This window comes from Streptomyces sp. NPDC048171, from assembly GCF_043202655.1.
GTDB lineage: Bacteria > Actinomycetota > Actinomycetes > Streptomycetales > Streptomycetaceae > Streptomyces.
Genome location: NZ_JBIDAU010000008.1, coordinates 258290 through 280514, shown reverse-complemented (window position 1 = coordinate 280514; position 22225 = coordinate 258290). Strand labels below are relative to the sequence as shown.

Here is a 22225-nt window from a genome sequence, read left to right as displayed (position 1 = left end):
GGAGACGTTCATGAGGCTGGTGGGGGAAGAGGCCTTCGCCGCGTACGGGCTCTCCGGCGCGCCGGGCACTGACGCCTTCTGGGCCGCAGCGCGGACCCCCGCGTCGCTGGCCGACGGCGACGGCTGGACGACCCTGTTCCTGCGGCGCGGCGGGGAGGCGGCCAGCGTCGGCTTCGAGAGCTGGTCGGACCCGGTGCCGTTGCGCAGGTGGGGGGTCACGGACTGCTGGTACGCCGAGGTCCGCATGCCGGCGCGGCTGCGCGTGACGTACCAGTTCCTCGTGGGCGACGAGGCGTACGCGGACCCGTGCAATCCGGTGGGCGCGGGCGGCGAGCGGTCCATCGCCGCGACGCCGGACGCCCCGCCGCAGCCGCACTGGCCCGTGATCGGCGCCGACGACGTCCTGCCCCTTCCCCGCACCCGGCTGCGCTGGACCAGCGAGCGCCTCGGTGGGCGGCGCACCGTCCGGGTCCACGAGGTGGGCGGGGGCGGGCCGGTGGTCCTGCTGCTCGACGGGGACGACTGGCTGTATCTGCATCCGGCGGCGGCCGCGTTCGACTCGGCGGTCACGAGCGGCGAGATGCCGCCGGTCACGCTGGTGTTCCTGCCGGCCAAGGACCGGCAGACCGAGTTCGGGTGCCGGCCCGCGCTGTGGGAGGCGGTCCGGGACGAGCTGCTGCCCCTGATGGCGGAGAGCGCCGTGCACGCCGACCCGGACCGGCTGGTGGTCGCGGGCCAGAGCCTCGGCGGACTGAGCGCGCTGTACGCCGCGCTGGACTTCCCGGACCTGGTGTCCCGGGTGGCGTGCCAGTCGCCGTCGTTCTGGTGGACGCCGGACGCCGCGCACCTGCCGGACCCGCTGGGCGGCCCGGTCGGCGGCACCGTCGCGGCACGGCTGCGCAGCGGTCCGGACCTGTCCGGGCTGCGGATCGCGTTCGACGTGGGGGAGCACGAGACGCGGATGCTCCCGCACTGCTCCCTGGTGGAGACCCTGACCGAACAGGCCGGTGCGACGGTGCTCGCCTCCCGCTCGGCCTCGGGCCACGACCGGGCGGGCTGGCGGCACGCCCTGCTCCGGGACGTGGCCTGGGCGCTCGCCTAGGGTCCACCCCCGAACTCAGGGCCTACGACGCGCCGACGACGGAGAGGTCGAGGGCGCGGTCGGCGTCGCGCGGGCGGAGGACGCGCATGATGCCCTCCAGCAGGTAGTAGTCGGCGTAGGGCAGGGATATCTCGACGCCGTCCTCGGCCGGGCGGTTGCGCGTGCAGCGGGCGACCACCGCGTCGGCCCGCGCCGACCGCCGCGTGAGACAGGTCCGGGCCAGCGCGGTGAGCAGCCGCAGGGCGGTCTCGCGGTACTCCCGCCTGCCGGTGGCCGCGGCGAGGTCGAGCAGACCGCAGGCCATGACCGCACCGGCCGAGGCGTCCTTGACGTCGTACGGCTGCTGCGGCGCCCGGTAGTCCCACACGGGGACGTGGTCCTCCGTCAGGGCGCCCGTCGCGAAGTCGGCCAGGCCGCGGGCGGTGGTCAGGAAGGCGCGGTCGCCGGTCCTGCGGTACATCGTCGTGAAGCCGTAGATGCCCCAGGCCTGGCCGCGCGCCCAGCACGAGGTGGGGCTGTACCCCTGCACGGTGCCGGGTCCGACGGGCGCGCCGCTGTCCGGGTCGAAGTCGTAGACGTGCGGGGTCGATCCGTCGGGGCGGGGGAAGACGCGCTGCGTGGTCCCGGCGTGCTCGACGGCGATGTCCAGGTACTTCCCGTCCCCCGTCTCCCGGCTCGCGAAGGCCAGCAGGTCGAGGTTCATCATGGTGTCGATGATGACCCGGCCCGCGTTCCCGGGGTCGGAGAGCGCGCCCCACGCGCGGATGAAGCGGCCGCGCGGGTTGTACCGCTGGATGAGGGAGTCGGCCGCCCTGATCGCACCGTCCTTCCAGGCGGGGTCGCCCGTCAGGCGCCAGGCGGTGACCCACGACGGGTAGAAGAGGAAGCCCAGGTCGTGGGTGGAGGTGTCGTACTGGCGCGGCGCGAGTCCCCGCGCCGAGTCGAGGGCCAGGGTGCGGAAGTCCTCGTCGCCGCTGTGGAGATACGCCATCCAGAGCGTCCCGGGCCAGAACCCGCCCACCCAGTCGCCGTTCTTGGAGTAGACCCACTTCTCGGACTTCGTTCCCACCGGGAAACCGCTCACCCCCGGCGCGACGACGCGGAGCTTCGCGACGGCGTAGTCCGCCGCGTCCCGCAGGACGCGGTCGGTGGCCGGCGGGGGCGCCCCGGCGTCGGCGGCGGCCGCGGTCTGCTGTGACAGGGCGTGAACGCCCACGACGCCGGTGGCCGAGGCCAGCACGGTTCGACGGGAAACACTCATGGGTGGTCGTCCTCCAACTGGGCGACGGGACCTGGGAGTTGTCCGAGCGTGGCACACGGCACCATGGGTGTACACCCTTGAGCGCTGTTCCCGTACATGAACGGAAGTGATCACTCAGGGATCCTGCGGACGGTCTTTCCGACTCGGCGTCGACGTGCCATGCTCCCCGGAACTCCACCGCGAACGTGATTCACATACATGTCTGACGGAGCAACGGAGAGGGGCGGGTATGTCTCACGACGAAAGCCGTGGCGGCGCGGGCGGTTGCGCCGGTCCGGTCACCAGACGGGGTCTGCTCGGCGGTGCCGTGGTCGTGGCCGCGGGTGCCGTGGCCGGGGCGGCGCCGTCGGCCCTCGCCGCGGCCGGAGCACCGCCCGGCGGGGCGCCCGGGGTGGTGCCGCCTCTGTGGCGTGAGTTCGCCCGCTCTCCCTTCACGCACCCCCAGATCCCCTTCGTCGGCCGGGCCGGCTGTCTCGGCGGGGCCGCACGGCTCCCCCGGCGTCCCGTGGTCGCCGACGTCCGCGACTTCGGTGCGGTGGCGGACGGCACGACCGACTGCGCCCCGGCGGTCAATCGCGCCCTCGCCGCCGCCGGGCGGGCCGGCGGCGGCACCGTCACCCTGCCGCCCGGCACCCTCCGCATCGACGGCCTGATCCGCGTCGGCCACTCGAACGTCGTACTGCGCGGCGCCGGAAGCGACCGCACGACACTGCGCGCCACCAAGCACCTCACCGAACTCGTCGGCGCCTACGGATCCCGGTACGGCGGCGACAAGTCCTCCTGGTCCTGGGCGGGCGGCCTGATCTGGCTGGCCCCCGAGGCCCGCTGGAACTCCCTCACCGACGCCATCAGGGCGAAGGAGTGGCCGTTCGAGGGCTGGACCGGCAACCGGCGCGACGAGTGGCGCACGCTGACCACCGTCGCCCCCGCCCGACGGGGCTCGTGGACGGTCCGCGTGAGCGACCCCTCATGGCTCCGTCCCGGCGACCTCGTCCTGCTGCGCCTCGCCGACGACGCGGACCACACCCTGCTCGCCCACATGGCGGGCGGCGGCCCGGGCGCCGAGTCCTACACCTGGGACGACAAGACGAAGCTGACGTCGTACGTGCCCTACGAGTGGCCGGTCCGCATCACGGAAATACGCGGCCGGCGCGTCATCCTGGAGCGCCCGCTGCCGCTCGACCTCCGCCCCGAGTGGGATCCCCGGCTGACGACCCACGTCGGGGAGTTGACCGGCGCCGGGGTCGAAGGGCTGACACTGGAGGCCCCCGACGTCCCCCAGCAGCCGCACCTGCTGGACCGCGGGTTCAACGGGGTCGTGCTGCAGTGCGCCTACGACTGCCGGGTGGACGACGTGACCGTGCGCCACGTCGACAACGGGTTCGGACTGGTCGCCGCCTCGGCGTGCACCCTGAGCCGGACCAAGGTGGCCGGTCGGGGTGCCCATCACCCGTACTTCTGCCGCGAGGGTTCCCACGACAACCTGATCGAGGACTTCACCGTCGAGGAACGCACCACGCCCGCTCCCTCCGGCACCCAGTTGCACGGCATCAACGTGGAGGGGCTCTCCTCGCACAACGTCTGGTCACGCGGGGTGATGGAGATGGGCACCTTCGACAGTCACCGCGGCATGCCCTTCGCGAACGTGCGCACCGACATCACCGTGGACAACAACGGCCGCCACGGCGGCGACGCGAGCGCGGGCCCCCTCTTCGGAGCGCGTTTCGCCCACTGGAACATCAGGGTGACGAACGGCCGGGCCGGGCTGATGAGGATCGACGGTCTGGCTCCCTGGTCCGCCACCGTCGGGATCAACGAGGTGCGCGAGTTCGACCAGATCGACGTCCCCGACTTCGCCGGGGACCTGCACACGCGCCTGGAGCTGTACGGCACGACCGACGCCGTGCGCCCGCGGAACCTGTACGAGGCTCAGCGCGGACTGGGGCGGTAGGGCCCGGAAACGCGTCGGGTGGGTGGCTCACGCCACCCACCCGAGACGACGGGACGTCCTCAGCTCTGCGGACGGCTACCGTGGTTGGCGCCGTTCTTGCGGCGGGCCTTCTTCTTGCGACGTCGCTTCGAGGACATCGAAACCTCCTTGCTGATCACTTTTCACACGCTGTGCACCGGATTGTCGGCTCCGGTGATCACAGGTCCCCTTTCCCGTGTGTGCCACGGCAAACATCCGGAACGGGTGCATCGGGGGACACCTGTGCGAGACCTGCGTCACCGGGTCACCGCCAGGCGGTACTCCTCGTCGGTGGCGAGCAGGTTGCGGTGCGTGTCCTCGGCCGTGATGACGCCCTCGTCGAGGACGAGGACGCGGTCGGCGGCGTCCAGGAGGGCGGGGCTGCTGGTGATCACCAGGGTGGTGCGGCCCCGGCGCAGCTTCGCGACGTTGCGGGCGATGAGCTGTTCGGTGACCGCGTCGACGGCCGTCGTCGGGTCGCGCAGGACGAGGACGTCGGTGTCGGCGGCGAGGGCGCGGGCCAGGGAGAGTCGCTGGCGCTGTCCCCCGGAGAGGTTGGCGCCGCGGTCTCGGACGGCGTAGTCGAGGCCCTCGCGGTGCAGGGCGACGACGTCGGTCAGCATCGACGCCTCGACCGCCTCGGGGACCGTCCGGCCGGTGCCCGACGGGTCGATGTTCGTGCGGAGGGTGCCCGCGAAGATCTCCGCGTCGTACGGGTTGACCAGCAGACGCTCGCGGACCGCCTCGACCGGGAGGTCGGCCAGGTCGCGTCCGCCGAGCCGCACGCTCCCGTCGTACCCGTCGGGCGGGACGTGCAGCGCCAGGACCGAGGCCAGGTCGGCGGCGGCGCGCGGCTGGTAGGCGGCGATCGCGACGAACTCGCCGGCGCCCACCCGGAACCGCACCTTGCGCAGCGTCCCGTGCCGTACGCAGTCGACCTCCAGGTCCGCGCCCGCGGCCGGCCGGCCGGTGCCCGGTGTGGTCACCGGCGGCGCGGTCAGCACCAGCGCCATCCGATCGGCCGAGGCCCGGGCGATCATCACGTACTTCGGCATCTCCGAGAACAGCCTCAGCGGCTCCATGATGAACTGCGCGAGCCCCACGGCCATCACGAGTTCGCCGATGTTGATCCGGCCGGCGAAGGCCAGCCAGCCCGCCGTCAGGGTCACCGCGGCGGCGAGCACCGCGTTGAGGCCCAGCGCGGTGCCCGCGTAGACGCCGTTCACCCGGGCGACGGTGATGGACTGGTGCTTCGCCTCGGTGCTGACCCTCCGGTACGAACGGAAGGCCGCGTGGTTGCCGCCGAAGCCGTGCAGCGGACGGAGCCCGATGATCAGGTCGGCGACCTTGGCGCCCGCCCGGGCCACCCGGGCCTGCTGTTCACGGGTGCTGGAGCCGATCCGCCTGGACATGACGCTCAGGACCGACAGGATCGCGGCGGTCCCGACGATCACCAGCAGGCCGAGCCGGATGTCGGCCAGGCCGAGCGCGACCGCCGCGATCAGCACCGCGACCAGCGAGCTGATCAGCAGCGGCACCACCTCGATGATGTCGGCGGTCTGGTCGGCGTCCTCGGTGGCGATGGTCAGCACCTCGCCGGACTTGAGGTCGATGTCCTGGGCCACGGGCTGGAGTCCGCGACCCGCGACCCGCACCCGCCAGCGGTGCGCCTCGGTCGTGTTGGCCTTCTGGAGCACCCGCATCCCGTACCGCCACGACAGCGACACGGTCGTGATGATCACGGCCAGCGCGCCGATGGAGACACCGAGCCTGCCGGGACTCCGGTCCCGCATGGTGTGTTCGACGATCAGTCCGAGCGCGATGGGGAAGGCGGTCTCGGCGGCCTGGTAGAGGCCCATGAGGAGGGTGCCCCAGGCCATGGCGCCGAGATTGCGCCGCAGCGCGGTGCGGAGGATGTCGGCCCCCTGACGGGTCCGCTGCTTGTCAGGATTCTTCATCGATGTGGCGGGCAATCGCTTCCGGGGTTCGCAGGGTGAACAGATCGCGGATCGTGATCACTGGACCGTACTCCCGGCGGAGCAGTCCGGTCAGCCGTACCGCCAGCATGGAGTGCCCGCCGAGGGCAGTGAAGTCGCTGACCGCGCTCACCTCGTCGTCGTCCAGGTCCAGTGCCTCGGCGAAGAACTCGCACACGGTCGTCTCGGTCTCCGTCTCCGGGCCGCGCTCCCCCGCCGTGGTCAGCGCGCCCAGCGGCCTGGCCTCGGGCAGTGCCTTGGTGTCGGCCTTCCCGTTCACGGTCAGCGGGATGGCGTCGACCTGCGCGTAGTGCGTGGGGCGCAGGAAGTCCGGCAGCCCGGCGCCGACCTCGGCCGCGACCGCCGCGAGGTCGGCGCCGTCCAGCACGAGGTAGGCGGCGAGCCGGTGGGCGCCGTCGACCTGCGGGTCGGGCTGGGCGACGGCGGCGACGAACCGCACCGCCGGGTGCGCGGCGAACACCGCCTCCACCTCGCCGAGTTCGACCCGGTGGCCGCGGATCTTGACCTGCTGGTCGGTGCGGCCGAGGTACATCAGGTTGCCGTCGGGGCGGCGCAGCACGAGGTCGCCGGTGCGGTACATGCGGGCGCCGGGGGCGCCGAAGGGGCAGGCGACGAAGCGGTGCGAGGTCTGCGCCGGCTGCCCGAGATAGCCGCGCGCGATGCCGATGCCGGACACGTACAGCTCCCCGGGGACGCCGTCGGGCAGCGGTCGCAGCCACGGGTCCAGGACGTACACGTCGGTGTTGTCGATGGCGACCCCGACGACCGGGTCCTGGCATTCGAAGGTGCCGACGCCGAGGGTGTTGATGGTGTACTCGGTGGGCCCGTACAGGTTGTAGCCCACGGTCCCCTCGGTCTCGGCGAGCCGCTGCCACAGGGCCGGGGTGACGGCCTCGCCGCCCAGCAGCACCAGCGCGGGCCGGCGGGCCGGGTCGTCGAGCAGTCCCTCGGCGACCAGTTGCTGCGCGTAGGTCGGGGTCACGTTGACGACGTCGATGCCGTGCCGGAGGCAGTACTCGACCAGGCGGGGCGCGTCACGGCGCAGTTCCTCGTCGCAGATGTGCACCTCGTGGCCGTCGGCCAGCCACAGCAGTTCCTCCCACGACATGTCGAAGGCGAACGACACGGTGTGGGCGATCCGGAAGGTCCGGTGGCCGTGTTCGGCCAGCACCGGTTCGAAGATCCGGCGCTGGTGGTTGACCAGCATGTTGGTCAGTCCCGCGTACTCGGTCACCACGCCCTTGGGCTTCCCGGTCGATCCGGAGGTGTAGATGGTGTACGCGGGGTGCCGCAGCCGGTGCGGATCGTCCGGCGCGAAGCTGCGGTACGGCTCGGCCTCGGGCAGCGGGCGGTCCAGCTCGATCAGGTCGCCGGTCAGCCGGGGCGAGACGGCGCTCACGGTGAGGGTGACGTCCGGGCGGGCGTCCGCCACGATCGCGGCGATCCGCTCGTCGGGGTGGTCCAGTTCCAGCGGCACGTAGGCGGCGCCGACGCGCAGTACGGCGAACAGGGCCACGATGGAGTCGAGTGAGCGCGGGACCGCGATGGCCACGTTCGTCTCGGGTCCGATGCCGCGCCCGGCGAGGACGCCCGCCACCGCGCGGCTGCGGTCGCGGAGTTCCGCGAACGACATGGTGGAGCCGTCGGCGACGAGCGCCACCCGCTGCGGGTCGTGGTCGGCCGCCCGGTCGAAGCGGTCGACGACGGTGTCGCTGCCGACGTCGGTGCGTTCGACGGGCCGGGGCTCGGAGCCCAGGCCGGGCAGCGCGCCCAACGGGCCCGTGGACCGGGCCAGGTCGTCCAGGACGCGCAGGTAGTCGTCGAGGAGGCGCCGGGCGTTCGCGGTGTCGTGGTCGCGGTACTCCAGCTTGACGGTGAGCCGGTCGCCCGGGGTGACGACCCAGGTGAACGGGTAGTGGGTGGAGTCGTCGGCGCGCACGGAGGTGATGCCGTGCCGGGCGTTCATCTCGGCGAAGGCGTCCAGGTCCAGGAAGTTCTGGAGCACGAACAGGTTGTCGAAGAGGGTGCCGTGGCCGCCGGCCCGCTGGATCTCGCCGAGCCCGAGGTGTTCGTGCTCCATTGCCTCGGCCCTGGCGGTCTGGACCGCCGTCAGGTAGTCGCGGACCGTGTCGTGCGGCCGGGCCCGGGTCCAGGTGGGCACGGTGTTGAGCAGCACGCCCACGATGTCGGCGAGCCCTTCGCCGTCGCGGCCGGAGACGGTCACGCCGAACACGGCGTCGGTGCGGCCGGTCCGGGCGGCCAGGAGCAGGCCGAACGCGCCGGTGAGGACGGAGTTCAGCGTGACCCCGTGCGTCCTGGCCGCCGCCCGCAGCAGTTCCGACTCCTCGGCGCCCAGGGTGTGGACGAGTGCGCGCGGCAGGCCGTCCGCGAGGGCCGGGGCGGGTCCGGCCAGCAGGGTCGGGCCGGGGAGCCCGGCCAGGTACTCCGCCCAGAAGCGTTCGGAGGCGGCGGGATCCCTCGCGGCGAGCGCCCGCGCGTGGTCCTCGAAGCCGGGCGTGGCCGGGACCGCGACGGGGAGCGTGCCCGCGAGGACGGCCCGGTAGGCGTCGAAGAGGTCCCGCAGCACGATCTCGCGCGACCAGCCGTCCCACAGCAGCAGGTGATAGCTGAGCAGCAGGCCGTCGCGGTCGTCGGGCAGGCGCACCACGGTCAGCCGGATCAGCGGTGGTGCACCCGGGTCGAATCCCGTGTCCCGGTCGGCCAGCCGCAGCGCCTCGACCTCCGCGTCCGTGGCCGCGTCCACGGTGCGGACGCCGACCCGCCGTCCGGCGGCGAGGACCTGGACGGGGTCGCCGTCGTCGTCCGTGGTGAAGCCCGCGCCCACGGCCGGGTGCCGGGCGATCACGAAGGCCATCGCCTCGGCCAACGCGTCGGTGTCCAGGCGCCGTTCGAAGGTGAAGTAGCTCTGGGCGACGTAGTGCCCGGTCGAGCCGGCCAACTGGGCCTGGAAGAACAGGCCCCTCTGGAGGGGGGTGACCGGCGCGGTGCGCTCGGCGGTCCGCGCGGCGTCCGCGATCCGTTCGAGTGCCGTCAGCCAGTGCCCGGTGATCGCGTCGGGGACGCCCTCGGCGAGGGTGAACTCCGCGTGCAGGGCGCCGGTCGCCGCGTCGGTCCACGCGTTCACCTCGACGGCGTACGGGCTGTGCCCGTCCACGCCGGTCAGGCGCGGCGCCTCGGATTCACCGCCACGGCCCAGATAGTTGAACAGCACCTGCGGATGGGTGCCGAAGAGCGGGGCGGTCTGCGGATTGAGGTACCTGAGCCGGCCGTAGGCGGCGTGCGCGTCCTCGTCGGGCTGCCGTTCGGTGAGCTCGTGCGCGGCGGCGACGGGGTCGGTGTGCGGGGTGAGCCGTACCGGCGCGATGGCGGTGAACCAGCCGACGGTGCGGGTGTAGTCGTGGTGTGCGAGGGCCGGGACGCGGCCGTGCCGCTCCAGGTCGATCGCCAGGTCGGTGGGCGACGCCTGGACTCGGGTGAGTGCCGTGCGCAGCGCGCCGCACAGCAGCTCGGTGAGACCGAGGCCGAGTGCGGCGGGCGCGGTACGCGTCAGGCGTCCGCTCACCTCGGGCGCGAGGACGGCCGTGGTCTGGCGCAGTCCGGTGGCCGGGGGCAGGGGCGTGGGGGCCGCGAGTGCGGTGAGCCAGTGGTCCAGGTCGTCGACGGCGGTGGCGGACCGGTACGTCAGCGCTTCGGCGTACTCGGCGTAGGAGGTGGTCGCCGGTGCCGGGGCCGTCCCGCGCAGGGCCTCGGCCAGGTCGTCCAGCAGGATCAGCCAGGACACTGCGTCCACGGCGAGGTGGTGCACGACGACGACCAGGGTGCGGCTCGTCTCCAGCCAGGTGAACGCGACGACCTCGCCCAACTCGGGGTCGAGCCGGCCGGCGGCCAGGTCGGCGGCGGCGGTCGCGTCGGTCCCGTCCGTGCGGACGACCGTCACCTCGCGGTCGGGCTCCGTGGTCAGGGACCACACGCCGTGCCGGACGCGCAGGCGCAGCCTGAGCGCCGGGTGCGCGCTCACGACGGCCTGGGCGGCGCGGCGCACGTCGGCGGGTCCGGCCTCCCCGGGGACGGTGAGTGTCCTGGCCTGGGCGAACCGGGCGAGCGGGCCGCCCAGTTCGCGTCGACGCAGGATGATCGGCGTGAGGGGCAGCGGGCCGTCCTCGCGGGGAGCGGGTGCGGGGGTCTCGGTGTGCGGGGCGCCGGTGGTGCCGAGGTGGTGGGCCAGGGCGCGCGGGGTCCTCAGCAGGAACACGTCGCGCGGGGTGATCGGCAGGCCGAGCGCCCTGGCGCGGTTGATCACGGTGATGGCGACGATGCTGTCGCCGCCGGCGGTGAAGAAGTCGGTGTCGGCGTCCACGACCGCGCCGGGCAGCGTCTCGGTGAAGATGCCGAGGAGCGGGGCGAGGGCGTCGGCGCCCGGGTCCGTCACCGGCGCGACTCCGGGCCGGCCGCCGCAGGCCGTGTCCTGCGGCGGCGCCGCGTCACGGGATGCCGCGGCGGCGCGCGCGGTCAGGGCGCCGCGGTCCAGTTTGCCGTTGACCGTCAGCGGGAGGGCGTCCACGGGCAGCACCCGGCCCGGCACCATGTGCGCGGGCAGCTTCGCCGCCAGGAGGGCGGTGAGGCCGTCGGGCACCCGGCCCACGACGTGGGCCACCAGGTGGTCGCCGGTGTCCGCCACCGTGACGGCCGCGTCCACCACCCCGTCGAGGTCCCGCAGCGCGGACTCCACCTCGCCGGGCTCGATGCGGAACCCCTTGAGCTGCACCTGGTCGTCGGCGCGGCCCGCGAACTCCAGCTCGCCGTCGAGCGTGCGGCGGGCGAGGTCGCCCGTGTGGTACATGCGGGAGCCGTCACCGGCGAACGGGTCGGCCACGAATCGCCCGGCGGTGAGGCCCGGCCGGCCCAGGTAGCCCAGGGACACCTGGTCGCCGGCGACGTAGATGGCGCCCACCCGTCCCGGCGGTACCGGCCGGAGCCGGTCGTCGAGCAGGTGGGTGACCAGGCCGGGGATCGGGCCGCCGATGGGGCTGGCGTCGTCGTCGGTGCCGAAGTCCGCGTCGGTCAGGACCCGGTGGGTGACGTGGACCGTGGTCTCGGTGATGCCGTACATGTTGACCAGCTCGGGCGAGGCGGTGCCGTGCCGCTCGACCCAGTCGCGCAGGCGTCCCAGGTCCAGCGGTTCGCCGCCGAAGATGATCCGGCGCAGTGCGGGGAGCGGTCCACCGGCGTGCCGGTCGGCCTCTGCGAACTGGTGGAACGCGGACGGCGTCTGGTTGAGGACGGTCACCTCGCGCTCGCGGACCAGGCGGTGGAAGTCGACCGGGGAACGGGTCAGGGCGTAGTCGGGCACCAGCAGTTCGGCGCCGTGGGTCAGCGCGCCCCACAGTTCCCAGACCGCGAAGTCGAAGGAGAAGGAGTGGAACTGGACCCACACGTCGTGCGGGCCGAACTCCATGGCGGGCCGCGTGTGGGCGAGCAGGGTCACCACGGCGGCGTGCGGGACGACGACGCCCTTGGGCCGGCCCGTCGAGCCGGACGTGTAGATGATGTAGGCGGGGTCGCGCCAGTCGGCCTCGGGACCCGGCCCGGCGCCGGCCGGTACGGGCTCCTCCCCCTGGACGAGCACCCGGGCCGTGACGCCCGCGCGGTCCAGCAGCCGGGTGAAGCGGTCGCGCTGCTGCGGGGCCACGAGGACGACCTGCGGCGCGGCGTCGGCCAGGACGTACTCCAGCCGCTCGTCCGGGTAGGCCAGGTCCAGCGGCACGTACGCTCCGCCCGCGCCGACCACCGCGACCAGGGCGACGACCTGCTCGACGGAGCGCGGGACGGCGACGGCGACGCGCCCGCCCGGTGCCACGCCGGCCGCGCGCAGGACGGCGGCGAGATCGTCCTTGGCGTGCGCCAGTTCGCCGTAGGTCAGGGACCGGGTGGTGCCGTCGAGGGCGCACTGGGTGACGGCGGTGGCGGCGGGGTCGCGGCGTGCGGCGGCGTCGAAGAGTCCGCCCAGAGTGGCGGGGGCGACCGGTTCGACGCGCGAGGACTCCGCATGGGCGAGGTGGCCGGCCGGGGTGTCCGGGCGGGTGAGCAGGCCGGTGAGGGTGCGGGTGAAGGTGTGCAGGACGCGTCGGGCCCGCGGTTCGCGCAGCAGCTCGGCGTCGTGGATGAGGTTGAAGCGCGGTCGGCCCTCGGGGGTGCGTTCCACCACGAGGGTCAGGGGGTAGTGCGGGGCGCCCTCGTTCACGATGTCGGTGACGGCCAGTGTGTCGCCGGGTCGACGCAGGTCCGTGGTGTCGGTCGCGACGTCGAACACCACGAGGGTGTCGAAGAGGGGTCCCGTGCCGGTCCGCCGGGTGATCCCGGCGAGCGGGACATGCTGGTGCGGCAGGACCGCGCTCTGGTGCTCCCGGACGGCGGCGAGCAGGTCGCGTGCCGTCGTGGTGCCGGTCCACCGGGCGCGCAGGGGGATGGTGTTGATGAAGAGGCCGACCATGTCCTCGATGCCGGGCACGTCGGCGTCGCGCCCGGAGACCGTGGAGCCGAACACGACGTCGTCGCGGCCCAGGACGGAGCCCAGGGTCAGGGCCCAGGCGCCGTGCACGGCGACGCTGAGCGGCACGCCGGCCGCGCGGGCGGCGGCCTCGACGTCGGTCTCCGGCACCACGGCGGTGTCCGCGAAGTGGTCGGAGGGGGTGTGGCCCTCGGCGACCAGCGAGGGGCCGGGCAGTCCGGCGAGCTGCTCGCCCCAGACCCGGTCACTCTCCTCGTCGTCGCGTGCGGCGAGGCGGCGCACGTGGTCGGGGAAGCCGCCGAGCGGGTGGACGGTGCCCGGCGCGTGGTACTCGGCGAGGAGGGTGCGCAGCATGGGCGGCACCGACCAGCCGTCGGCGATGATGTGGTGCACCGTCTGTACCAGGACGTGCCGGCCGTCCCCCGTGCGGACGAGGGTGTACCGCATCAGCGGGCCGGTGGCCAGGTCGAACCCGGCGCGGCGGTCGCGCTCGGCGTACTCGCGGATCTCGTCGTCGGTGATGCCGGGGCGGTCGAGCACGGTGAAGGGCGCCTGGACGCCGTTCTCCAGGACGGAGACCACCCGGCCGTCGTCGAGGGCCGTGAACCGCGCGGTCAGGTTCGGGTACAGGCTGAGCAGGCGGGTGGCCGCCGTGGCGAGCCGGCCGGTGTCGACCTCGCCGTCCAGGGTCAGCAGTTGCTGCTCGACGTAGCTGCCGGTCGCGTCGTCGTCGTAGATCGAGTGGAAGTACAGGCCCTCCTGCAAGGGGGTCAGCGGGAGGATGTCCCGCAGCGCGGGTCCGTCCAGGGTGTCGACGTCGGCCTGGGTGAGGGACAGGGGCCGGAAGTCGCTGGGTGTGTGGCCGCCGCGGTCGAGTGCGGCCAGGCCGCTCAGCGCGTCCAGGTAGTAGCCGCCGAGGGTGGTGATGTCCTCGTCGGTGAACATGCCCTCGGGCCAGGAGAGGGTGGTGACGAGCTGGTACGCGCCGTCCGTGCCGGGTTCGGCGACGGCGTTGAACTCCAGGGCGCGGGGCAGGCGCATGCGCGGGTCGCGCTTCTCACCCAGCTGCTCCGTGTTGCGCGCGAGTTGCCACTCGCCGGAGCCCCCGGCTTCGAACCGGCCGAGGTAGTTGAAGAGTACCTGGGGTGCCGGTGCGTCGAAGGAGACTCCGGCCAGATGGCGGAGGGCGCCGTAGGAGACGCCGTTGTGGGGTACGCGCGCGAGGTCTTCCTTCACCGCCTTGAGCGCGGTGGCCAGGTAGGCCGGTGCGGTCGGGTCGGGGGCGGTGCCGGGGTCCACGGTGACCGGGAAGAGAGTGGTGAACCAGCCGACGGTCCGCGAGAGTTCGGGCTCGAAACCGGCGGACGGGGCGACGAAGCGTCCCTCGCGGCCGTGGCCCTCCAGCTCGATGTGCGCGAAGGTCTGGGTCTGGCCGAGGTCGCGGCGCCGGCGGGCGAGGGCGACGGCGAGTGCGGTCAGCAGGACGTCGTTGACGCCCGCGTGGAATCTGGCGGGTGTCTCACCGAGGACGGCGGCGGTGGAGGCCGCGTCGAGGGACAGGGTGCGGACCCGTTCCCTCGCCACGGTGTCGGTCACGGCCGGCGCGCGGCGGCCCACCGGCTCGTCCGGGCCCGGCAGCGGGCGCCGGAAGGGGGCGCTGTCGGCGTCGAAGGCGGCACGCTCGAGCAGCTGGGTCCAGCGCCGGAACGACGTCCCCTCGGGGGGAAGTTCGACGGGTGCGCCCGAGGAGAACTGCCGCCACGCTGTGGCCAGGTCTTCCATGAGTACCCGCCAGGACACACCGTCGATCACGACGTGGTGGATGACCACGACCAACTGCCGTGCGGCGCGCCGCCAGACGGCGCTCAGCATGGCGCCGGACTCGGGGTCCAGTGCCTCGGTGGCCAGGGTGACGCACGCGTCGAGGGGCCGGTCGCTCTCCTGCCAGGGGGCCGCGGCCGGGGCCGCGTCGGGGATGTCGAAGCCCCAGCGGTCGCCGCGCACCAGCCGGGCGCGGAGCATGGGGTGCCGGCTGGTCAGGGCGGTGAGGACGGCGTCGAGGGCGTCCGCGCCGAGGTCGGCCGGGGTGTTCAGGACGACCGACTGCACGAAGCCGTCGACGGCGTCCGTGGTCTCGCCGAGCCACTGCACGACGGGGGACCCCACGACGGTGCCGGCCGGGACGTCGCGGTGGTCCACGGCCGTGGTGTCCTCGCGGCTCGCCACGGCGGCCAGCGCTCCCACGGTGCTGTGGGTGAAGATCTGCCGGGCCGTCACGTAGAGGCCCGCCTCGCGCAACGCGCCGAGCAGGGAGATCGCCAGGATGCTGTCCCCGCCGAGCTGGAAGAAGTCCTGGTCGACGCCGACCTCGTCCAGTCGCAGGAGCGCCGCGACCGCCGCGCACACCGCGCGTTCGTTCGCGGTCGACGGCGGCACGGAAGCGGCGGCACCGGTCACGGGCTCCGGCAGCGCGTGGCGGTCGATCTTGCCGTTGGCGGTGAGCGGAAATTCGGCCGTCACGACGACGTGGGTGGGCACCATGTACTCCACCATGTGCGCGCCGGCCCACGCCTTGACGTCGTCGGCACGGAGGTCCTCGTGGCCGGCGGCGGGGATGACGTAGCCCACGAGGTAAGTGCCGCCGGCGGCGTTCTTCCTGGCGACGACGCAGGTGTGGCGCACTCCGGGGTGTTCCGCGAGACCGATCTCGACGTCCTCGATCTCCAGGCGCATGCCGCGGATCTTGACCTGGTTGTCGGCGCGGCCGAGGAAGTCCAGCGAGCCGTCGGGGGCGTAGCGCGCGAGGTCTCCGGTCCGGTAGAGCCTGGACCCGTCGTCGGCGAAGGGGTTGGCCACGAACCGGGACGCGGTCAGGCCGGGCGCGCCCACGTACCCGCGGCCCAGGAGGAAGCCGCCGACGTACAGTTCGCCGCCGACGCCCACGGGGACGGGGCGCAGTTCGTCGTCGAGGACGTAGAGCCGGGTGTTGGGGTTGGCCTTTCCGATGGACGTCGACAGGCGTTCCGCCGCGCCCCGGTAGACGACGTGGGAGACGCCGATGGTCGTCTCCGCCGGTCCGTAGCCGTGGTAGAGGGGGATGTCGAGCCGGGTGCGGAAGCGTTCGTACAGCTCGGGGGTCAGCACCTCGCCGCCGCACCACACGTGGCGCAGGCTGTCGAGTCGCCCGGAGTCGCCCGCCATCTCCAGCAGGACGTCCAGCATGGACGAGACGAGATAGGTGAAGGTGACGCGCTGTTCGGCGATGACGCCGAGCAGGTGGTGGGGGTCGCGTTCGCCGCCCGGGCGCAGGACCACGAGCCGGCCGCCGCGGACCAGCGGCAGGAAGATCTCGTTGACGGAGATGTCGAAGGACAGCGGCGCCTTGAACAGCGACACGTCGTCGGGTCCGAAGCCCAGGATGTCCTGGGCCTGCCACAGCAGCCGTTCGCTGATCGCCTCGTGGCGGATCATGGCGCCCTTGGGCCGTCCGGTCGACCCGGAGGTGAAGATGACGTAGGCGAGTCCGTCGCCCCGGACGGAGGTTGCCGACGCCTCGGCGGGGTGGGACCCGTAGCGCCAGTCGCCGAGGTCGACGGCGAGGGCCTCCGGTTCGCCCGGGGTGTGTTCGCCGGTGGCGTTGAGCTGTACGACGACCCCGGCGTCCTCGATGACGACGGCCCGGCGCTCGGCCGGCCAGTGCGGATCGAGCGGCACGAACGCGCAGCCCGCCCGGAGCACACCGAGCAGCCCGACGACCATGTCGGCGGAGCGCTCCAGGGAGATGCCCACGGCGGATTCCGCGGCCAGCCCGCGTCCGGCCAGCACGTGGGCCAGCTGGGCCGACATGGCCGCCGTCTGACGGTAGGTCAGCGAGCGGTGCTCGTCGACCACGGCGATGGCGTCCGGTCTGGTGCGCGCCTGGGCGAGGAACATCTCCACGAGCGTGGGACGCGCCCGGTCGACGTCGGTGTCGTTCCACGCGGCCAGGCTCGCCAGCCGGGCCGCCGGGCCGGAGGGGCCGATGGTGCCGAGGGGCCGGTCCGGGAAGTCGGCCAGGTCGTCGAGCGCGAGCTGCGCGTCGTCCGGTACGACGCCGTCCGGGAGGGTGATGCTCCGGCCGTCCGCCGCGACCTCCCAACCGCCGGGCGTGGAGCCTCCGTTGGCAACCCAGCCGAGCACGTCGCCGAAGAGGGTGCCCGCGGTGAGGTCGAGTCCGGCGGGGCTCCGGCCCGTCGCCCAGTACGACAGTCCGACGGCGCACGCCGCGGCGATGGTCCGGTCGGCGAAGTCCCCGGTACGCCGGCGGATGTCGGTCAGGTGCCGGGGAGAGAGCAGTACGAGACGAGCGGTCGGTTCCATCATCGAAGAATCCACGCCCTTCCAAGGAATGAACGCAGGCTAACCTAACTAAGGCTTGCCTAACTACCCTTGACTAACTGCCCTCTCGCCAGGCCTGCCACAGCCGCGCGTACCGCCCGCCGAGCGCCACCAGTTCGTCGTGCGTCCCCTCCTCCACGACCCGCCCGGCGTCCAGGACGGCGATCCGGTCCGCCGCCATCGCCTGGGTGAGCCGGTGCGCCACGAACAGCGTGGTCCGGCCGGCGCACGCGGCGAGCACGGCGCGTTCCAGCTCGGCGGCGCCCTCGCTGCCCGCCTCCGCCGTGGACTCGTCCAGCACCACCACGGGTGAGCGGCTCAACACCAGCCGGGCGAGGGCGACCTGGGCAACCTTGGTCACGTCGAGGCGCTCACCGCCCTCCCCCACCAGGGTGTCCAGCCCCTCGGGCAGGGTGTCGACCCACCTGTCGGCGCCCACCGTCCGCAGGGCGTCGGCGAGTTCGGCGTCGGTGGCCTCCGGCGCGGCCAGCCGCAGGTCGTCGGCGAGCGGCCCGGAGAACACGTGTGTCTCCTGGGTGAGGATGGTCACCAGGGAGCGCGCGCCGGCCTCGTCCAGTCCGGCCAGGTCGGTCGCCCCGACCCGCACCGATCCCGCCTGCGGAGTCCCGATGCCCGCGATCAGCGCGGCCAGCGTCGTCTTCCCCGCGCCCGTGGCGCCGACCAGGGCGAGCGAACCACCGGCGGGGATCGTCAGGTCGACGTCCCTGAGGACCGGCTCCTCACCCCCCGGGTAGGTGAACGTCAGCCCCTCCACCCGCACCGGGTGCGCCCCGGCGGCCGCGGGCCCGACCGAGGCGTCGCCCACCAGCCGGTCCTCGGCGTCCTCGCCGACCACGCCGACCAGCCGGGTCAGGCTCGCACCCGACTTCTGCGCCTCGTCGAAGGTGAACATGATGGCGCCGAGCGGCGTGAACAGCCGGTGGAAGAGCAGCGGGGCCGCCGACACCTCGCCGAGCGTGGCGGCGTCAGCCTCCAGCAGGGCGTACCCGACCACCAGGATGAGCGTCAGGCCGATGAACTCGGCGCGGTTCTCCCGGCCGACGAACCGTCCGAAGAACCGGAACACCTCGATCCCGAGATCGCGCACCCGCCACGACTCACGGGTGACCTGTTCGCGGAAGGCGTCCTCCAGCCGGTACGCCCGCACCGTGTCGATGCCGTTGAGACCGCTGATCAGGGCCTGGGCACGGTCGGCCTGGGCCACCCGCTGCCGCTGGTAGAGCGGGGCGGAGCGCGGGAGGTACCAGCGCAGGGCCAGCGCGTACGCGGGCAGCGCGCCCGCGCCCGCGAGACCGAGCCGCCAGTCCAGGCCGAACATGCCGGCCGTGGCGATGACGACCAGGACCCCCGCCGAGAAGACCGTGGGGACGGCCGTACGGATGCCCTTGGAGAGGACGCCCACGTCGTCGCCGACGCGGGACAGCACGTCGCCGCGGCCGACCTGCTCGACACGGGCGCTCGGCATGGCCAGCACCGCGCGGACGGCGCCCTCCCGCAGCCGTGCGAGCAGGTCGGCGCCGAGCCGCCCGATCAGGTACGTCGACACCGCGGTGGCGGCCGCGCCGAGCAGCGCGGCCACCACCATCACGGCGCCGATCGTGACCAGGACCGAGCGCGAATCGCCGCCGACCACGGCGTCGACCACCTGGCCGAGCAGCAGCACGGGGAGGACCTGGAGAGCCGCTCCGGCCACCGTGGTGAGTGCCGTGGCGAGGGTCAGCCACGGCACCTCACGGCAGTGCGCCCCGACCCAGCGGGTGGCTTCGCGTCCGGTCGCCGTGCGCAGGGCGGCCGGGGCGACCCGGGTGTCCGTGGCGCTCACACCTACCCGGCCGACTTGACGAGTTCGTCGACCGCGTACGGCATCGACAGCAGGGTGCCCTGGGAGATGGCCGCGCCGACCGCCGGGCCCTCGCTGTCGAGGAGGTAGGTCACCTTGCCGTTCTTGGCGGCGTCGAGGTTGGTGAAGAGCTTGAACTTCTTCAACGCGTCCTGGTCCGCCTTGTCGTTGATGACGAAGACGCGGTCGACGTCGACCAGGTCGACGCGTTCGGGCGAGAGCGTGGTGTAGAAGTCGCCGCCGGCGACCTCGTCGATCTTGGTCTGGTACTTGAAGCCGATGCCCGTCAGCAGGCGTCCGCGCACGTCGGTGGAGGTGAACGGGGCCACCGAGTCCTTGTACCAGGAGAGTGCGACGGCGGTCTGGTCCGCGAACTCGGGGTGCGCCTGCTTGGCCGCGTCGAGCTTGCCCTGGATGTCGGCGACCATCTTCTCGCCCTCCTCGGCCTTGCCGAGGGCCTTGGCGATGTGCAGGGCGTTGTCCTGCCACGGGGCGCTGAACGGCTCCTTCTCCGCCTTGGTGCGTCCCACGGTCGGCGCGATCTTGGAGAGCTTGTCGTAGGAGGCCTGGTCGACCTCGGAGTACACCGCGACGATCAGGTCGGGGCGCAGTGCGGCGATCTTCTCGAAGTTGGGGCCGGTGTCACCGTTCTTCATGACGACCTCGGGCTTGGCGTCGCCCCACTTCTCCTTCACCCACGGCCACTGGGTGTTGATGTCGGGGCTCTGCCCTTCCGGGTTCGGGTACTGGTCGACCATGCCGACGGGCTTGACGCCGAAGGCCAGGACGGTCTGGTCGTCCGTGTAGCCGACGGTGACGACCCGCTCGGGTGCCTTGGCGACCTTCGTGGTTCCGAACGCGTGCTCCACGGTGACCGGGAACGCGCCGGCGCCGGCGGTCGCCTTGTCGCCGCTCGCGCTGTCCGACGAGTCGTCCGAGTCGGAGCCGCACCCCGCGAGGAGGCCGACGCCGAGTGCGGCGGCGGAGAGTGCCGCCGCCAGTCGTCGCCAGGGCGTCATACGCGTCGTTCTGAGGAGCATCCGGAGATCCCTTGCTGTCGCGCCGTCCACTGCGCCCCGTTCTGAGGGCAGCGAATCTTATCGCGCCCGAGTGAGGTTAGCCTACCCTCACCGTGACAACTCCGGGGAAACCGGGTCCAGTTCCACGTGGGCCCGCCCGATGGGCACGATGAGGGGCCGGTCCCCCACGGGGTCGTCGATCACCTTGGCGCGCAGCCCGAAGGCCTCGTGCAGCAGTTCGGCGGTGATGACCTCCCGCGGATGCCCCTGGGCCAGGATGGCCCCGTCCCGCATCACGACGAGGTTGTCGCTGTAGCGGGTGGCGAGGTTGAGGTCGTGCAGCACCATGACGACCGTGCACCCGGACTCGTGCAGGTCGTCCACGAGGTCGAGCACGTCGATCGCGTGCGCCAGGTCCAGGTAGGTGGTGGGCTCGTCGAGGAGCAGCAGGTCGGTGCCCTGTGCCAGGGTCATGGAGATCCAGACGCGCTGACGCTGCCCGCCGGAGAGCGAGTCGACCGGACGGTCCGCGAGGTCGGACACCCCGGTCATGGCCAGCGCGCGGCCCACCACGGCCGCGTCGTCCGACGACCACTGCCTGAGCCAGCTCTGGTGCGGGTGGCGGCCCCTGGCGACCAGGTCGGACACGGTCAGGCCCTCGGGGGCGACCGGTGCCTGCGGCAGCAGTCCGAGCTTCTTGGCGACGTCCCGGGTCCTGAGCCCCGCGATGTCCTCGCCGTCCAGCACGACCGTGCCGCTGGTCGGCTTCAGCAGCCGGGACAGGGTCCGCAACAGGGTGGACTTTCCGCAGCCGTTGGGGCCGATGATGGTGGTGATCACCCCGGGCGGGATCGCCACGTCGAGCCCGTCGATGACCGGCCGGGCCCCGTACCCGACCGCCACCGACCTGGCGGCCAGCCGCGTGGCGCCGCCGACTTCCGTCCCGGCCCCGGTGATGGACTCAACGGCCACAAGGCCCCCCTCCATTAGGCTCGCCTTACTTTGTACCAGCTATCGGCGGTTCGCCCGCACCAGCAGATAGACGAGGAAGGGCCCGCCGATCGCCGCGGTGACCACGCCGACGGGCAGCGAGACCGGCAGTGCCGTGCGAGCGACCACGTCCGATCCGGTCAGCAGCAGGGCGCCCACCATGCCGGAGGCAGCCAGCGGCGGCGTCGGGCACCTCGCCAGCCGCATCGCCACCTGGGGCGACACCAGGGCCACGAACGGCACCGGTCCGGCCGCGCTCACCGCCACGCCGGCAAGCAGCACGGCGCACAGCAGCAGAACCGCGCGCACCGCCCCGTAGCGGACGCCGAGACCCGCGGCGATCTCGTCACCGAAGTGCATCGGCTTGAACTGGAAGGCGGCGCACGCCACGACGGCCAGGAGTGCGAGCGTGCACCAGAGCGCCACCCGCACCTCGTCCCAGGACCGGTTGTCCAGCGAACCCACCAGCCACGCCTGGGCCCGGGCCACGTCCCTGATGTCGGCGGTGGCCAGCAGCCAGGTCGTGATCGCCTGCATGACGGCGGTCACCGAGATGCCGATGAGGATCAGCCGGAAGCCGTCGATCCCGCGGCGCCACGCCAGGAAGTAGACCAGCAGGCCGGTCCCGAGCCCGCCCGCGAGCGCCGCCGCCGACAGGCCCACGGAGTCGACGACGGCCGTCGCGGCGCCGCCCGACACGGTCACCAGGAACACCGCCACCGCGCCCGCGCCGCTGGTGATGCCGAGGACGTCGGGGCTGGCCAGCGGGTTGCGCGCGATGGACTGGGTGAGCGCGCCGGACACCCCGAGCGCGATGCCCACCACGAGCCCGGCCAGCGCGCGGGGCATCCGCAGGTCCAGGATGACGAACTCGTCGACCTGCTCGCCCCGGCCGACGATCGTGGCGAGGACCCTGGGCAGCCCGATGGGGAAGTCACCGACGCCGATGGACAGGCAGAACACCAGGAAGGCCGCCGCCGCCAGCAGGAGCGTGACCCCCGCGGTCCAGGGCCGCCACACGAACGACACACCGCCGAGCCGCACTCCCGGCGCCACCGACGCGCTCACGTGAGCCCCACCCGGCCGCACGTCCGTCCCGTCTGCCTTCACGTCCGCCCCG

General features: G+C 73.1%; 10 protein-coding genes. 2 read left to right on the top strand and 8 right to left on the bottom strand.

Translation table 11 applies throughout. The features are described 5' to 3' along the window. Positions 1 to 10 precede the first annotated feature (10 nt). Entirely contained in the window at positions 11 to 1102 is a 1092-nt protein-coding gene (locus tag ACGF3J_RS23785; RefSeq protein ID WP_393854690.1) for an alpha/beta hydrolase-fold protein, read from the top strand. 22 nt (positions 1103 to 1124) lie between these two features. Here the strand turns inward: ACGF3J_RS23785 and ACGF3J_RS23780 are convergent, their stop codons facing one another. Then, positions 1125 to 2363, bottom strand: a complete 1239-nt coding sequence (locus tag ACGF3J_RS23780; protein ID WP_393854689.1) for a glycoside hydrolase family 88 protein — start codon at positions 2361 to 2363, stop codon at positions 1125 to 1127. Positions 2364 to 2592: 229 nt separating this feature from the next. Between ACGF3J_RS23780 and ACGF3J_RS23775 the strand changes: the two genes are divergently transcribed. Then, positions 2593 to 4314 (top strand): glycosyl hydrolase family 28-related protein, encoded by a 1722-nt coding sequence (locus ACGF3J_RS23775; protein WP_393854688.1) that lies wholly within the window; start codon positions 2593 to 2595, stop codon positions 4312 to 4314. Positions 4315 to 4373: 59 nt separating this feature from the next. Here ACGF3J_RS23775 and ACGF3J_RS23770 read toward each other — a convergent pair whose 3' ends face one another. The 7 genes from ACGF3J_RS23770 to ACGF3J_RS23740 all read right to left on the bottom strand — a co-directional run bounded on the left by ACGF3J_RS23770 (position 4374) and on the right by ACGF3J_RS23740 (position 22215). Then, positions 4374 to 4451: a 50S ribosomal protein bL37 gene (locus ACGF3J_RS23770; protein ID WP_370443954.1), complete on the bottom strand. Its 78-nt coding sequence runs from the start codon at positions 4449 to 4451 to the stop codon at positions 4374 to 4376. 138 nt (positions 4452 to 4589) lie between these two features. Then, positions 4590 to 6290: an ABC transporter ATP-binding protein gene (locus ACGF3J_RS23765; RefSeq protein ID WP_393854687.1), complete on the bottom strand. Its 1701-nt coding sequence runs from the start codon at positions 6288 to 6290 to the stop codon at positions 4590 to 4592. After that, a complete protein-coding gene (locus ACGF3J_RS23760) occupies positions 6277 to 17220 on the bottom strand; it encodes an amino acid adenylation domain-containing protein (RefSeq protein WP_393854686.1) in 10944 nt (3647 codons plus the stop codon). The genes ACGF3J_RS23765 and ACGF3J_RS23760 overlap by 14 nt, the downstream gene beginning before the upstream one ends. 70 nt (positions 17221 to 17290) lie before the next feature. After that, entirely contained in the window at positions 17291 to 19078 is a 1788-nt protein-coding gene (locus ACGF3J_RS23755) for an ABC transporter ATP-binding protein (RefSeq protein WP_393854685.1), read from the bottom strand. Positions 19079 to 19080: 2 nt separating this feature from the next. Next, on the bottom strand, positions 19081 to 20136 hold the full coding sequence (locus ACGF3J_RS23750) for an iron-siderophore ABC transporter substrate-binding protein (protein WP_161332225.1): 1056 nt from the start codon (positions 20134 to 20136) through the stop codon (positions 19081 to 19083). 87 nt (positions 20137 to 20223) lie between these two features. After that, positions 20224 to 21087, bottom strand: coding sequence for an ABC transporter ATP-binding protein (locus ACGF3J_RS23745; RefSeq protein ID WP_161332224.1), 864 nt, complete (start codon positions 21085 to 21087; stop codon positions 20224 to 20226). A 39-nt stretch (positions 21088 to 21126) separates the two neighbouring features. Continuing rightward, the gene (locus ACGF3J_RS23740) at positions 21127 to 22215 is read right to left on the bottom strand and encodes a FecCD family ABC transporter permease (protein ID WP_393854684.1); all 1089 of its coding nucleotides are present in this window, start codon (positions 22213 to 22215) and stop codon (positions 21127 to 21129) included. Between the last annotated feature and the right edge of the window lie 10 nt (positions 22216 to 22225).